The sequence below is a fragment of the Candidatus Lokiarchaeum ossiferum genome (assembly GCA_025839675.1).
Classification (GTDB): domain Archaea; phylum Asgardarchaeota; class Lokiarchaeia; order Sigyniarchaeales; family Promethearchaeaceae; genus Lokiarchaeum; species Lokiarchaeum ossiferum.
In genome coordinates, this window is record CP104013.1 from 787,935 (window position 1) to 802,206 (window position 14,272).

Consider the following 14,272-nt stretch of genomic DNA (forward strand, 5'->3'; position numbering starts at 1 on the left):
AAAATGATTAGAAGATAAAGAAAAAAATATAATTTTTGATAATAGAAAAGAGATTAGACTCGTCCAACAACTAAAATTGATTTATTTTTCTCTAGCACTTTCTTCAATTCTATGCAAATATCTTTAGAATTGCTTATTTTAAATCTTTCCAATCTAGGTGCTAAAAAGTCTGAAAAAATAATAATCCAATCTTCAAACTCCATTTTTTCATGCTTAACACTCTCATGGTAATCCTTGATCGCAAATCTCAATATGCCTTTAGAAGCTAATATGGGTTTATTTATCATATTTGCTAGAACACTTCCAAAGAGGGTTAATGCATCCATTAATTTCCTTCCTCCATCATAGTGTTTAATTCTTCTTCTGAAAGTTCTTTAGTTGGTTTATTATACCTTTTGTCACATAAGAATACCCAAGCATAATAATTCCCAACTGCGAAAAGGACTGCACAAACTATTGAAATGACAGTAAAAATTGCAGTAACTTGTGTACTTAAAAAGTAGGTAATCCCAGATGCAATTCCTTGAATAGAAAAAATAAATGCTGATAGAGTTATAATATTATAGCGCTTCTCGAGCCAACTCTCAATTGCATATTCTTTCAAGGAAAGTAAAGATAGGTGGGAAGAATAAGCAAAGAATAGAGATACTGTGATTTTACCCAAAGAATCCAAGATATTAAATGCAATATGAAGTTCACTCCCATCATCAGACAATCTGAAAACTCCGAGAATAAAAGTAGCGACATAAAGTAGAATTATAGACCCAATAAATATTTTCGATAACATGAGGCTACTTCTATAATAAGTTTTTATAACGAATAATAAAAGAAAAATCGTTCCAATGCCCTCAACAAGAGCAAATAAAACATATACCTGAGAGGCACTAGCCATTCCAACCAATCCAAAGGCTGAAATTGAGACTATAAGATATTTAAGGCTCTGAAGTTGGACTTCTTTTTGTCGAATCAGGAGTTTTACAGCTGTGCCTTCCATTATGAGCAATAGCGTTATTGAAGCTATGATGTAAAAGATAACTATTGGTTCCATAGCTAACCAAATTTGAGAAAACATTAATAGTTCAGGATTAAAAAAGAAACTTACATTGATTCTAAGAAGATTTCCAAAAAAATATTTGTTAGAAGTTAGGTATGAGGAAACTGCAAAAAGAAAAAAAGACAGTAAATTTAAGAATTCATCCAAAAAGTAAAATAAAAAAAATGTTGATTAAAACTAAGAGAAATTTTTTAAATCTCTGCAAAAAAGAATTAAAAATTTATACAACAAGGCAACAGACTCAATATTCACTCGTTCTTCAGGAGTGTGGGGATTTTCCACCGTCGGACCTAGAGATACCATCTGAATTCCGGGAATTTTTGCCCCAATTACACCACATTCCAGCCCAGCGTGTATTGCTTCAACCACAATTTCCTTGTTAAGAATTTCTTGATAATTTTGGGTCACAAATTTTAAGAAAGGATTATTTGGTTCAGGATTCCATCCTGGATAGGATTTTTGAATGTCGACCTGCCAATTTAAAAGATACCCTAATTGAGCCATTGTTCGTCGGAAGGCTATCAAATCTGCATCTACACTACTGCGTGCGGAAATTTGGATTGAAACTTCCGATTCGGTTGTCGAAATTACAGCCAAATTATTGGATGTTTCAACTAGACCATGAATCGAAGGTGAAAACTGTAAGGGTCCACTAGGAATTAAATTCACGAGATGAATTAGATCTGAGCTATCGGAATTGCTTAAGAGAGAAAATGGATCGCTTTCCTTAAAATTTATAACCAATTTGGGTTCATGAGGTAAATAATATTTTAAAATAGCTTCTTTTTCATTATTTAACAATTGCTCCATCTTATCACTTTGATCTTCTGAAATCGCAAAAACAACTTTGGATTCACGTGTGATTGCATTTCTTTTACTTCCACCATTCCAAAGGGCAATATATACATTAAAATAGTCTATAATTGCCGACATACAACGTGCAACTAGTTTATTAGCATTTGCACGTGGAAGTGCAATATCTACACCAGAATGCCCTCCGAAGAGCCCCGCAATTTTTAATTCAAAGAATTTTAAACCTTGAATTTCTTCGGATTGAAATTTCTCAATGTTCTTCCGGAAGATCATATCTCCACCTCCTGCAGAACCAATTGTTATCGCTCCCAGATCTTCCGAATCAATGTTCATAAGCAATTTGCTTGTAATTCCCAAAGCTTCAACATCAAGGTTAAAAGCACCCGTCAATCCTGTTTCTTCATCAACGGTAATTAGCAATTCAAGGGGTCCATGTTCAATATCGGGATTTTTATCAAACATAAAAGCGAGAGCTATTGAAAGGGCAATTCCATTATCAGCTCCAAGAGTAGTATGATCTGCTTCAACCCACTCACCATTACTCTGAATTTGAGCAGTTATTGGCATAGTGTCAAAATCAAACCCTTCGGGTTTATCGGTTTCACAAACCATATCCATATGCCCTTGCATCAGGAGAGCTGGGACATTTTCCATTCCAGAAGTTGCGGACTTTTTAATTAAAATATTTCCAATAGCATCTTCAGTAATTTGGAGATTAACTCCTTCGATTTTGGCACGTTCTGACACCCATTGAACAATTTTTTTTCGAATCTTTCCTTCCTTTTTGGACTCTCTTGGAGTACTGTTAAATACTTCCTCGAAAATTTGCCAAACCAATTTCGGTTCTAGACTTGTTAAAGCCATATCTATCATGAAAAGTAGGAAGACTTCATTAAAAAAGATATATTTGGAGTTAAATATAAGAGTAAACTTAACTTTCCAAGTGTTTTTTTTCTTCCCATTCTGAGATGATAGTGTCCAAAGTAGAATTAAAGAGTGCCAGATTAGTGATATTCAAAAAATTCCCTTGAATTTGCATTGGTAGTCTCATTTTCCAAATTATAATTTTTTGAATTAATTGATCCTCTGTTAAATGCAGTTGATGAGCGATTTCATAAAGAGGGATTTGTTTGATTTCGGCAAAAAGAGCTTTAAATTTCAACAAATAAAGACGTTCAGCATAAATTTTGTTATGAATTTCATTGGTTGAAATAGGATTTGCAGATTCTTTCATAAGACGTTTTGCCATCTTTTTCTCTTTTCGAATAAAGGCATGATCTTTAATACGAGCTAACTTCAGAGCAAAATTCCACCTTATTCTTGAGAATAGACCCACTTTTTCTTGCGATTTAGAGGTATCAGATCTTCTAGACCTTATTTCCAATGGCTTCTTTTGAGATTTCTTTCTCAACCAAAAAGCAATACATAATCCCGTTATAAATCCAAAAATATGAGCCCAATTACTTGGACCTATGAAAAAGGAAGAAATAAGAAAATAAACCATATAAAAAATCACAAAAAGATTATTTTTGGGAATAAACACAATCACAACACCCATAAGCCCATAGATTGCCCCAGAAGCACCCAATCCAATAGAATCAGACGGCAGTAAAAGAAAGGAGAATAGACTTCCAATTAAACCAGAGAAGAAATAAGTAATTAAATACTGACGTTTTGTGAACATTTTTTCCAAGGTAGTTCCAAATATTAGTAAAGCGATCATATTATTCAGTAGATGTTGGGGTCCAGCATGCATAAACATGGAAGTAAAAAGTGTCCAAAGCGTTCTACCTTCCCAAATGAGGTAATTTTTCTGAGCAAAGAAAAGGACTGAATCCATCCCTAAAACAAGATCTAAAAGAATATTTAACAAAAGAAAAAGAAATGTATTGAGACCTATCAACACCAATGTAATCTTAGCATGCTTAAAATCAGTCAAATCTAGTTCAAAGGAAATTTCGCTGCACCTCTAATCAAATAAAATTGTGCGACTTTATAGATTTATGCATTTCAAAAATAAACCTCGCCTAGCTTTTTATGAATAAACTGACTTCTAAGCGTTATGATAAAAAAAGTAGCGATGATTCGATTTGGAAGCTTAGGAATCAATTTTGGAGAGATTCCATCCCATGAATTGTATAAATTCAAAAAACAATTAGGAATCTGCGGAGAATCATCGGTAACACTCCTCCAAACAGATCAAAAAAATATTCTAATTGATACAGGATTTAAAAATGAGGGAATGCTAAGCCCTAAAAACATTGCGATGAATCAACGGGAAATGATACATTTATTGGGCTATCATAGCCTAACACCCGAAAAAATTGATGAAATTTTCATTACACATTGGCATCATGATCATTTCGGAAATCTACCTATATTCCCAAATGCATCATTATTTTTTGCGGGAGTATCAGAAAAATATGTAATGCAAAGATTAGCAAAAATTGGAATGACTATGGATATTTTTCAACTAAAGTCAAATGCCGAGTGGCATGAAGGGATTAGCACTTTGGCCACTCCAGGTCATAACAAATCGCATCATTCCATTATCATAAATTATAATGAGAAATGCCTTATTTCCGCAGGAGATGCGATCGTGGCGAAAGGATACTATGATTTTGATGAGATCTACCCTTATAATGGAGATTTTTATTCAAAAAAGATAGCTCTTCAATCGATGCATGCGATGATCCAACGAGCAGATATAATAATCCCAGGTCACGACCAACCCTTTCAAAATTGGCGAAAAAAGAATATTGATGAAGCGTAGACCTGATTAACATCCCTATGAATATTCAATTTCAAAGCTCGTAGGTTGAAGTACATTGATGTTTTGAATTTTTCTGATTATAAGCATAACTTCTTGTCGTGTTATCACAGGAAAATTGTAATAATCGTTCATATATTTTGTAGGTCCTTTCTTTTCAACTCTATCTGCGATGAAAGATCGATGTTTTTCAATTCTATTTTCAATATATTCATTTATCTGTGAAGCTGAAGATTTGATGGTTTCTTGAATAATTTCACGAAATTTTTCATCGATTTCATAGCCAATAGAGTTTCTTTCTGAAGCAATTGCCGCAAGCATGGTAGTCCCTGTTCCTAAGAATGGATCCAAAATAGTGTCATCTTTTACCGAAAACATGTTGATTAATCGATAAGCGAGTTCAAAAGGATAGGCGGCGCTTCTTTCCCTTGTTTTTGAATTGTTAATACCTTGTGAAATTCCTTTAAAATCCCAAATATCTGAAAACCACACATTACGTTCTTCCCAGAAATAGGCACTTTCTCTTCGGTTTTGCTTTTCCGAATCAGATTTGAATTCCTTTTTATTTCCCTTCCGAAATATAAGAATATACTCGTGTTCTAAAGTCACATATGCCCCAGGGGGAAGCATTCCCGAACCCATGAATTTGTTTGGGGCATTTGTTTGTTTCCGCCATAATATTTCGGGTAATGATTGGAATCCAAGGTTTATAAAACACTCAATAATTTTTGAGTGAGAGGGATATAATTGAAACCGTTTAGCTATGGTTCGGGTAGTATCTCCTATGTTAATACAAACAATTCCACCTGGTGTAAGAATTCTTGATATTTCCATCCAAATTTTATCCAATTCCAAATGCATTAAAGAAAAGGCAAGATTTCCATCTTTTTTTTCTAATGCCTCAGTTATTTTTGGATTCTGATTGGCAAAAATCTCATCCCACATCTCAATCATAGGATACGGGGGAGATGTAATTACAAGATCCACTGATTCAGGGGCAATTTCACTCATATTTTGAGCTGCTTTAAATAAAATTCTATGCTTTGTGTTCATTCTGGGATTTTTCCTCATCTAAGTGTTTTTGTACTCGATCATTTAAGTATTTCAATTCTAAAAACTTAAAATATTGCCCATACTGGAAAAAAGAGTGCCTTATTTGTTCTAAAATATCGACAAGAGCATCTCTTTTATCAGATTGAAGTTCTTCATTAGCTTTTTCTATCAATGATATAATTTTTTGAGATAAATCGTCAGCGTATTTCTTATTAATTCTTAATCTATTTATCATTCTAACATCCCATGATTGATTCATCAAATAATAATTCTTTCTATCATGAGGTTTTTTAATTACTTGAATCATTTTCCAATTCAAAAGAAGAGCTAAGACATCTGAAATTAAACTTCGTGCAAAATGAGTCGATTTTTCAATATCTTCTTGGGTCAATGGTCTATTTTCCAGTAATAGCTCCGTAGCTATCATTCTCCGTGCAGACATGAATTGTGATTCATTTAAAGTTAGATTGGCACTTAGTTGTTGATAAAACCTATTTTTTATACTGAAGAATATTTCAGATAATTCTTCAGAGAGAATAGGATTTTCTGCAATGGAATTTGAAGGTTGAGGAGGTTTCATTATTTCTTGTAAATATTTGAGATTTTCTGGGGAACTCATTAAATTATTATTAAGTAAAGAAGTGCCTTGAATTTGACCTGTATATATTAAATCTTCTAATTCTTTTGAAGTTTCAACAATAAGGTTGATGTACAGTGCTGATGATGCATAGAGTTTTTTTAGGAATACATAAAAATTTCTGAATCTGATGTGTTTATCTACATAGGGTAAAATTTCTTCAATTAAGGGAGGGACAAAATCTGCTCTATTCTGATAGGAATCCATAATCCTTCGCAAAAATTTCAGCATAAATTCACGAGGTGGGGTTTCTATAGAATAAAACTTCTTGCGTATTTTTGGTTTTTTTAGTTTTTCTAATTGAATATTCATTTGGATTAATTTGATGATTTGAGAAATAGTCGTTTTGGAGTATCCAGTCAATTCTTCAATTCGATCTTGAGTTACTGGCTCTTGTTCAATAAATATTGCCATCATGCACCCAAAATAATTTTTTGGAAATAATAATCCTTGATGGGCTTCTTCCATTAATAGAATGAATTCCTTTTTTATTTCCTCTATACCCATTTTTTCTAATCAACCTGAGATATGCTAAACTATATCAAATCAATTTTTTAAATTTTTCAGAAAATTAATGTTAATAATAGCTTCTATAATTGGTAAGGAAAATTAAATATATATAAGTTTCTGAATTTTCTAAAAATATAGAAAATATTTAAATATTCTAATTGTCTTAATTAAATTATAACATAAATATTTTTTGATAACTAAAACCCGCGAGGATTAAAAAAATGAACCACACACAATTAGATCACCATTATACCCGGCCATTAACAAGCTGGGAACGCATGTTAAATTTGTCACCTTATTCTATTGTATCAATGGTTGCACGAATTAATGGAAAAGTTACAGAAGAGATGGTCAACAATGCAGTCAAGAAAGTTCAGCAACGACACACACTTTTGAGAACAAAAATTTTGATTGATAAAAAGAATACTCCATGGTTTTCTTCTAAGGATGTTGAAGATATTCCTATTGAAGTAATTGATCGATCGAATGATGAAACTTGGATTAAAGTTTATGATGATGCCTGTAGATTTCCATTTGATTTTGATAAACGCCCTGCAATTAGATTTTACTTGTTAAAGTCTGAAGATGTGTCGGATTTATTAATATTTTGTCATCATATTATATGTGATGGCATATCTTTAGCATATCTCGCAAGAGATTTAATGGAATGTTTAGGAAATCCAACATCCGATTTATCAATCTTACCAGATCCAATACCTCTCACTAAGGAAAATATCCCAGAAGATCAACAATTGAGTGGGTTTATTCAAAAAATCATGACAAAAATCAACTTGAAATGGGAAGCAGAAAAAATTGGTTTTGATCAAGAAGACTATCTAAATGTCCATAAAGTTTACTGGGAAAACTACCACCACAAATCAATTTCCATTGAACTTGATGAAGCACAGACAGCATTACTCATTAAAAAGTGTAAACAAGAAAACGTATCCGTAAATTCAGCCTTAAGTGCAGCTTTTATTGGAGCTCAAAGTAATTATAAAGAATTAAAATCTGGATTATCTATAACCGGAGTGGGAGTAAATTTGCGAAATAAGCTCACCCCTCCAGAGGGTGAAGGAATGGGCTTTTACGCTGGAGCAGTGAATATCAAATTTAAATATAATTCAAAGAAAAATTTTTGGGAAAATGCTCGTACATTTCATAAAACTGCTAAAAAAATGTATACCACCAAAAATTTCTTTAAAGATCCTAAAACTTTTGCAGTTCTGGAACCAAGTTTGATGGAAGCACGCCATATGAAATTATTAGGAGGATTAGTTCCTGCGGATTTTTCAAGATATGAGAAATTATCAGATTTCCACAAGCGTGAAGACACGCTCCAAAAACTCTTAAAACGGAGTAAAGCGGACACTCTAGACAAGATAGTAATGGGAACAGCAGTCACTAATCTCACTCGATTGAATTTTCCTCAAAAATATGGAGATTTGGAGTTAGATCGTTTAATAATGCAACCAGGTGGGGCTTTCCCTTTAGCAACAGTTAATCTCGTTATTGGAGTTGTAACTTGTTCTAATAAGATGAGTATATTATTGGAATTTGCAGAGGAGCAACTAGCCACAAAAATCGCTCTAGATATTAAAAAAATGGCTTTGAAGAATCTATTAGCATGAAATTTTTTTTTCCAATTTTTGGCTTTGAGGATATGATGATTCCCGAAATTAACAAAGAAATCAAAAAAAATAGCGGAAAAGGCTAAAATTAGTCCATTTTTCCACGTTTCTTATTTATATCTGAGTCTTCTAATTCGAATATCTCTTCAATAATTACACCTAAGATTTTAGCCAGTTGCATCGCTAATGTTAATGAGGGTACATATTTTCCTTGTTCAAGATAAATAATGGTTTGGCGAGTCACATTGCATTTGTCCGCAAGTTCTGCTTGTGTTAAATTTTTTTTTTTCCGTAATTCTTTAATTTTTGATTTCATTTTACCACTTTCCTGCAATTTTGACAGCACGTAGGCAATGAATTGATCAAAAGCGAGATTGTTATTTTCAAAAACAATTCCGCCATATTTGGAGGTGTTCTCCGAGATCTTTTCAACAATATCATGAACAGAAGTTTTCTCTGTTATTGCTCTTACCATTTCTTCAGGATTTTTCAACCCCATTAGCCTTCCTTCTGAAGTTTGAGCGGAAGAGCCAGCAGTTTCGATTTGAATCCTATAAAACCCGAGCATTTTTTCTAAAAACGATTGAACGAGGTTTACATTCTGGATTCTTTCATAATCAATTCGAGCTAAATGACTAGTAAAAACACCTCGCTTGACAAACAATTTTTTTTCTCCTAAAACCCACCAATGATTTTCGACAAATTTTCTATTATACCATTTCATAAATGGGTAAAAGGGAAGGGTAATTCCAATGTAAGTTATTGGTAAACTTAGGATGGTCCATAAAATTGCCCCTTCGGTCAGAGTAAGGAAGAAAATATAGGAAAATACGCAAGCCCATATAAAAAGGGCCCACCATATACTTATAAAAAGCCATTTTTTCATTAAAAAATCAGGATACATTGGATCAGGTCGATTTTTCTGTGTTTCATCTAAAATTGGATTTGTTATCATTTTTTTTTCTCTTTTTTTTCTGAATTTTTGCAAAATGTAAGGTATTTCTTACATCAATCTAATTTAAAAACTTCGATTATAAAAATGTAAGGTATTTCTAACATTTAGTTAAATTTTCAAAAAAGTTCCAGAATACCCAATATGAATAACCACTAAAATTTCACTACTTTAGTTATCAAAGTAATATGATTTTAATTAAAATGGTGATATTATATGTTTTTTCAAGCACTTTTTTAGTTCTAAGAAATTTGAAAAGCTGTTTTCAAAATGGGAATTGAGAAAACTGCTCTTAACAGCAAAAACTACATCTGCTTGCAAAGCTCCTTGTAAATCGGAATTTCCATCTCCAATAAATATCACTTTCTTTTTCTGAGTTTGATAAAATTTAACTTGATCAGCTTTAAAATCTATGGAATCAGGATAATGTAAAGCGGGAAATTCAAGGTTAAATCTTTCATCTACTACTTTCGCGGATACAACAGGTAGATCAAGATTATTTTCCAATAACACTGATTTGATGATGAAATCCAAGCCAGCACTCACAATTACGAATTCAATTCCTTCTGAAAGACTAAAGGAAACAAACTCAGCAAATCCAGATCGAATTGGAACTGATCCTAATGTTCTTAAAATAGTAGAGATATCCGCTCGGATCATTCCAAATTGTTTTCGCATACATTCATGCAAGTCTATCTGCCCCTTACTTAAAAGGTCATCATACAATTCCCAATCCCCATCAGCAAATTGCTCTAAGATAGGGACACACGTATCTTGAAGTGAAATGGTACCATCAAAATCACATAATATAATATAGTCTGACATCAGCGATATTATCAATAATATAACATTAAATTTCAATCATTCAATATCTAAAATGAAGCTAAATCCCTCAGTAACTTTACTGTGATCCTAAAAAACAATGAATTCTTAAGGTAGAATTAAGGAGAAGAAAGTGTTTTATGACAAAACGAAGTATTTTTAATGATGTAATTGGACCCTTAACCCGAGGTCCATCCAGTTCTCATACTGGAGCATCCTATTTTATTGGAACTATTTCTCGATATTTAATCGGGGATGAAATTGACTCCGTGGAGATATTTTTTGATGAGAATGGTTCATTTGGAAAAGTCTATAAATATCAGAATTCCGAATTTGGTTTCATAGCAGGATTACTAAACATTTCGATGGATTCTCACGAATTTCTTGAAGTCAAAAGAATAGCTAGAAGCAAAAATATAGCAGTTCATTTTCAAACTAAACGTTTACCTGAGGCGAATCACCCAAACTACATGGAATTAAAACTTTCTTCAAGACATGGAGAGAAAATCGAGTTAACTGCACGATCTACAGGTGGTGGAACTATTGCCATAGATAGTGTGAATGGATGGAAGACTTCCATTGATGGCCAAACCTATGATCTTCTAATAAGGTTTCCAACTGAACAAGAAGCAGAGATAAGAAATTATCTTGATATCCAATCAAAAAAGCTGGGAATGAACATAATGAATTTTCAAAAGCAAAAAAAATCAGAAATCCAGCAAAATGCACAATTTCTTCAAGTAAAATTAGATTACAAAACCCCTATAACTTGGATCACACACCTAACATCTCTTCCAAATGTAAAAATCTGGACTTCCGAGCCTACATTCAAAGTTATGAAAGGAAGCCAAATATTTAACTCAGCGAAGAAAATGAGAGAATATGCCGAAGCAGAAAGTTTATCACTTGGAGAAGCTGCTCTTGAGTATGAAATGAATTTATTACAAACTTCCAAGGAGAATATATTGAAGGAAATGGAAAAGAGAGTCGTAATTATGTTGAAATCGGTAGAAGCAGGATTAGAATCTAAAATTGCAGGAATGAAGACTTTAGATAGCTCCGCTTCCAAGTTAGCCAACCAAAGTAATAAAAACGCACTCTTCAGTAATTCTCATAACACCTTAGCAGCAATTCGTGCAATGGCAACTATGGAAATTGCATCTTCCGGAGGATATGTTTGTGCAGCTCCAACAGGAGGATCTTCAGGCGTTATTCCCGCAACGTTATACACCCTATACCATGATTTTAATATAAACTTGAAGGACTTGGTATATTGTGCCTTCGCAGCAGGAGGGGTAGGATTAATTCATGCCATTCGATCAACCTTTGCCGCTGAGGTGGCAGGATGTCAAGTGGAAATTGGAATTGCTGGAGCGATGGCAGCTGCAGCAGTAGTTGAAGCCGCAAGTGGATCAGTTAATAATGCTTTGGATGCTGCCGCCATTTGTCTACAAAATACAATGGGCTTAGTGTGCGACTTAGTTGCTGGATTTTGTGAAATACCCTGTCATACCCGAAATGCGGTAGCCGCATCAAATGCATTCGTTTGTTGCGATTTAGTACTAGGGGGGTATTCAAACCATATCACCCTCGATGATTCAATTGATGCTTCCGATAGCTCAGGAAAGATGTTACCCTCCGAATTGCGATGTACCGCATTAGGAGGTATTGCTATCACGCCTTCCGCCCAAAGATTATTTAAGAAAGAACCAGAAGATGATATATAATGGAAGGAAAAAATCTACTCTATCTCTCTCGATCGGACATTGAAAAGATCAACATTCCCATGTCCGAAATCATTTCAACATTGGAAAAAATGTTTTTTGAGAAGGGTCAAGGGAGAGTTGAGATGCCTCCAAAGCCAGGTATTCATTTTTCAGAGGATTCATATATCCATGCAATGCCCGCTTACATTCCAGCTTTCCAATCAGCAGGTATTAAATGGGTCTCAGCTTTCCCAGAAAACCATAAAAAAAACCTCCCCTTCATTTCTGGACTGTTAATTTTAAATGATGCTACAACCGGATTTCCGATAGCTGTGATGGATTGTACGTGGATAACAGCTATGAGAACCGGAGCCGCAACAGCCGTAGCAGCGAAATATTTAGCGAACCCCAACAGTTCTCAAGTCGGAATATTGGCTTGTGGAGTCCAAGGCCGAAGTAATTTAGAAGCCTTATCTTGCGTATTTAATATCAAGAAGGTAAACGTCTATGATATTTTTGCACAATCTGCCCAGAAATATGCCGATGAAATGGGAAAAAAACTCGATCTTCCTATAGAAGTCATGAAAGATCCGCGATCTGCGGTATTAGGCAGTGATATCATAGTCACAAGCGGTCCCATTCTAAAAAATCCTCACCCAACTATAGAAAAAGGATGGATGAAGGAAGGAGCTTTTGGAAGTGCAGTTGATTTTGATTCTTATTGGACAGGAGAAGCATTAGGTGAAGTTGATGGATTATTTACAGACGACACCCATCAAATGGACTATTATCGTTCTTTAGGATATTTTACAAACACTCCCCCCGTCAGTGCTGATTTGGGAGAATTATGTGTAGGAACAAAAAGTGGAAGAACCAATGCATCAGACCGAATAATTACAATGAATTTAGGCTTAGCCCTGGAAGATATGGTCGTGGCATCACTAATTTATAAAAAAGCACAAAAACTTGAAGTCGGACACATTTTACCTCTATAAAACCCGATTATTTTTTGTTTAATTTATGGTAATTTCGCTAAATTTACATTTTTCTTCAAGAGATGTTCTTTGATAGGAAAATGAAGCAAGGAAAATTTCAGAAAAAGATCAATTTTATAATAAAAAAAAAAAAATACAAGTATTTTTTTGCAAACCTTTAAATAAGGGTAAAAACATGTAATAATTGTATTACACGTAAAACATGTATTTTGGTGAAATCAATGTCTGAAGAACAGAATGAAAAATTGAAATCAATTTCAATACGCGGTGTGGATGCTGAAATCTACAATCAGTTTTCCAATAAAATAAAGATGATGGACATTAGCATGGGAGATGCAGTCTCAAAACTAATGCAAGAAGTTGTTGATACATATGATGACAAGTTTCCGGACTTTTCTGCAAAATCACTTCGATTAAGTAGTTTAGCTCAATTAAAAATAAGTCATCAAAACAAATTGATGATTGCAAATGAAGATTTAGAAGAAACAGGTAGAGCTTTCAAGATATCTCATTGTGAAAATGTTGAATTTGCGAGTGATGTTAGCAAAGAAACTTTCTTAGCACATGTTCTAAAAATAACTCATTGTGAAACAGTTAGGTTTCCAAAAACGCTCCCACGTTTGCTAATTCTATCAAAAGTTGCTTTTTGCGAGAATGTTGAATTTTATGATGTGAAAGAGGAGAATTAACATGGAAATTCGAACTTACAATATGGATGAATTAGTGAAATCTGCGAAACAAGAATTGTCCCAGCTCGAATTAAATCAACAATTGGATGAAAATTCCCTGGCACAAATAACAACATTTTTGGAGAGTTATTTGCTAGTCCAAAACACACATCATTATAGCAATCGCCAATCCATGGGCATTGTAATTGATAAAGTTCCTGAAGAATTATTCCAAAAATATTCCCAGATCCTACAAAACTTGCATGTTTCATCTTCTGACATGATTAATATTCTCATGCAGCATGTTATTGAAAACGAAAGTGTAGAGAACATTTCTTCTGAATTGACAAATTACTTTCCCCTCCCTCCTGAAGCAAAGATAAGTCATCTTAACGAAGTAATTGTTTCTGCAGAAGATCTGGAACAAATTTCTGGAAATATTGCTATCTCACATGTCGGACGAGTTGTTATCTCGGATGATGTCAAAGAAATTCCATTTTTACAAAAAATTTATAAAATCACACATTGCGACATGGTCAATCTCCCTGCTAGTTTTTCAAAGATCGGATGCTTGAGCAAAATTCGCTTTTGCAGTCAAATAGAATTCAGTGTCTAACGAAGTATCATTTTACTCACACTTTTTTTACAATTTCCTATCTGG

Annotated in this window: 14 protein-coding genes; 6 read left to right on the top strand and 8 right to left on the bottom strand. The window is 33.7% G+C overall.

All coding sequences use genetic code 11. From position 1 onward, the window contains the following. Positions 1 to 53: 53 nt before the first annotated feature. The 4 genes from NEF87_RS03185 to NEF87_RS03200 form a co-directional block, all read right to left on the bottom strand. Positions 54 to 326: a hypothetical protein gene (locus NEF87_RS03185; protein ID WP_457918616.1), complete on the bottom strand. Its 273-nt coding sequence runs from the start codon at positions 324 to 326 to the stop codon at positions 54 to 56. After that, complete coding sequence (locus NEF87_RS03190) at positions 326 to 1,048, bottom strand: hypothetical protein (RefSeq protein ID WP_457918617.1); 723 nt, start codon at positions 1,046 to 1,048, stop codon at positions 326 to 328. The genes NEF87_RS03185 and NEF87_RS03190 overlap by 1 nt, the downstream gene beginning before the upstream one ends. A gap of 183 nt (positions 1,049 to 1,231) precedes the next feature. Next, positions 1,232 to 2,731, bottom strand: coding sequence for a beta-Ala-His dipeptidase (gene pepD / locus NEF87_RS03195; RefSeq protein ID WP_457918618.1), 1,500 nt, complete (start codon positions 2,729 to 2,731; stop codon positions 1,232 to 1,234). Positions 2,732 to 2,798: 67 nt separating this feature from the next. Next, positions 2,799 to 3,806, bottom strand: a complete 1,008-nt coding sequence (locus NEF87_RS03200; protein WP_457918619.1) for a rhomboid family intramembrane serine protease — start codon at positions 3,804 to 3,806, stop codon at positions 2,799 to 2,801. A gap of 123 nt (positions 3,807 to 3,929) precedes the next feature. On the opposite strand from NEF87_RS03200, the gene NEF87_RS03205 reads away from it, so the two are divergent. Continuing rightward, entirely contained in the window at positions 3,930 to 4,640 is a 711-nt protein-coding gene (locus tag NEF87_RS03205; RefSeq protein WP_457918620.1) for an MBL fold metallo-hydrolase, read from the top strand. Between the two features lie 15 nt (positions 4,641 to 4,655). Here the strand turns inward: NEF87_RS03205 and NEF87_RS03210 are convergent, their stop codons facing one another. Together NEF87_RS03210 and NEF87_RS03215 are read right to left on the bottom strand one after the other, a co-directional pair. Continuing rightward, positions 4,656 to 5,690: a DNA-methyltransferase gene (locus NEF87_RS03210; RefSeq protein ID WP_457918621.1), complete on the bottom strand. Its 1,035-nt coding sequence runs from the start codon at positions 5,688 to 5,690 to the stop codon at positions 4,656 to 4,658. Further along, complete coding sequence (locus tag NEF87_RS03215; RefSeq protein ID WP_457918622.1) at positions 5,674 to 6,834, bottom strand: hypothetical protein; 1,161 nt, start codon at positions 6,832 to 6,834, stop codon at positions 5,674 to 5,676. Before NEF87_RS03215 ends, NEF87_RS03210 begins: the two co-directional genes overlap by 17 nt. Positions 6,835 to 7,058: 224 nt before the next feature. On the opposite strand from NEF87_RS03215, the gene NEF87_RS03220 reads away from it, so the two are divergent. Continuing rightward, positions 7,059 to 8,468 (top strand): condensation domain-containing protein, encoded by a 1,410-nt coding sequence (locus NEF87_RS03220; protein WP_457918623.1) that lies wholly within the window; start codon positions 7,059 to 7,061, stop codon positions 8,466 to 8,468. A gap of 88 nt (positions 8,469 to 8,556) precedes the next feature. On the opposite strand, the gene NEF87_RS03225 is transcribed toward NEF87_RS03220, so the two are convergent. Then, complete coding sequence (locus NEF87_RS03225) at positions 8,557 to 9,423, bottom strand: helix-turn-helix domain-containing protein (RefSeq protein WP_457918624.1); 867 nt, start codon at positions 9,421 to 9,423, stop codon at positions 8,557 to 8,559. A 195-nt stretch (positions 9,424 to 9,618) separates the two neighbouring features. Then, on the bottom strand, positions 9,619 to 10,245 hold the full coding sequence (locus NEF87_RS03230) for an MtnX-like HAD-IB family phosphatase (protein ID WP_457918625.1): 627 nt from the start codon (positions 10,243 to 10,245) through the stop codon (positions 9,619 to 9,621). A gap of 137 nt (positions 10,246 to 10,382) precedes the next feature. On the opposite strand from NEF87_RS03230, the gene NEF87_RS03235 reads away from it, so the two are divergent. The 4 genes from NEF87_RS03235 to NEF87_RS03250 all read left to right on the top strand — a co-directional run bounded on the left by NEF87_RS03235 (position 10,383) and on the right by NEF87_RS03250 (position 14,227). Further along, positions 10,383 to 11,969: an L-serine ammonia-lyase, iron-sulfur-dependent, subunit alpha gene (locus NEF87_RS03235; RefSeq protein ID WP_457918626.1), complete on the top strand. Its 1,587-nt coding sequence runs from the start codon at positions 10,383 to 10,385 to the stop codon at positions 11,967 to 11,969. Next, entirely contained in the window at positions 11,969 to 12,943 is a 975-nt protein-coding gene (locus NEF87_RS03240; protein WP_457918627.1) for an ornithine cyclodeaminase family protein, read from the top strand. The genes NEF87_RS03235 and NEF87_RS03240 overlap by 1 nt, the downstream gene beginning before the upstream one ends. A gap of 221 nt (positions 12,944 to 13,164) precedes the next feature. Continuing rightward, a complete protein-coding gene (locus tag NEF87_RS03245) occupies positions 13,165 to 13,632 on the top strand; it encodes a hypothetical protein (RefSeq protein ID WP_457918628.1) in 468 nt (155 codons plus the stop codon). 1 nt (position 13,633) lies between these two features. Further along, positions 13,634 to 14,227 carry a hypothetical protein gene (locus NEF87_RS03250; RefSeq protein ID WP_457918629.1) on the top strand — a complete coding sequence of 198 codons (594 nt, stop codon included), beginning with the start codon at positions 13,634 to 13,636 and terminating at the stop codon, positions 14,225 to 14,227. Positions 14,228 to 14,272: the final 45 nt, after the last annotated feature.

Bases quoted from the DNA above. Each gene is read 5' to 3' on its own strand.
- NEF87_RS03190 (WP_457918617.1), bottom strand. From the start codon at position 1,048: ATGGAACCAATAGTTATCTTTTACATCATAGCTTCAATAACGCTATTG.
- NEF87_RS03230 (WP_457918625.1), bottom strand. From the start codon at position 10,245: ATGTCAGACTATATTATATTATGTGATTTTGATGGTACCATTTCACTT.
- NEF87_RS03225 (WP_457918624.1), bottom strand. From the start codon at position 9,423: ATGATAACAAATCCAATTTTAGATGAAACACAGAAAAATCGACCTGAT.
- pepD (WP_457918618.1), bottom strand. From the start codon at position 2,731: ATGGCTTTAACAAGTCTAGAACCGAAATTGGTTTGGCAAATTTTCGAG.
- NEF87_RS03240 (WP_457918627.1), top strand. From the start codon at position 11,969: ATGGAAGGAAAAAATCTACTCTATCTCTCTCGATCGGACATTGAAAAG.
- NEF87_RS03235 (WP_457918626.1), top strand. From the start codon at position 10,383: ATGACAAAACGAAGTATTTTTAATGATGTAATTGGACCCTTAACCCGA.
- NEF87_RS03245 (WP_457918628.1), top strand. From the start codon at position 13,165: ATGTCTGAAGAACAGAATGAAAAATTGAAATCAATTTCAATACGCGGT.
- NEF87_RS03185 (WP_457918616.1), bottom strand. From the start codon at position 326: ATGGATGCATTAACCCTCTTTGGAAGTGTTCTAGCAAATATGATAAAT.
- NEF87_RS03215 (WP_457918622.1), bottom strand. From the start codon at position 6,834: ATGGGTATAGAGGAAATAAAAAAGGAATTCATTCTATTAATGGAAGAA.
- NEF87_RS03205 (WP_457918620.1), top strand. From the start codon at position 3,930: ATGATAAAAAAAGTAGCGATGATTCGATTTGGAAGCTTAGGAATCAAT.
- NEF87_RS03250 (WP_457918629.1), top strand. From the start codon at position 13,634: ATGGAAATTCGAACTTACAATATGGATGAATTAGTGAAATCTGCGAAA.
- NEF87_RS03220 (WP_457918623.1), top strand. From the start codon at position 7,059: ATGAACCACACACAATTAGATCACCATTATACCCGGCCATTAACAAGC.
- NEF87_RS03210 (WP_457918621.1), bottom strand. From the start codon at position 5,690: ATGAACACAAAGCATAGAATTTTATTTAAAGCAGCTCAAAATATGAGT.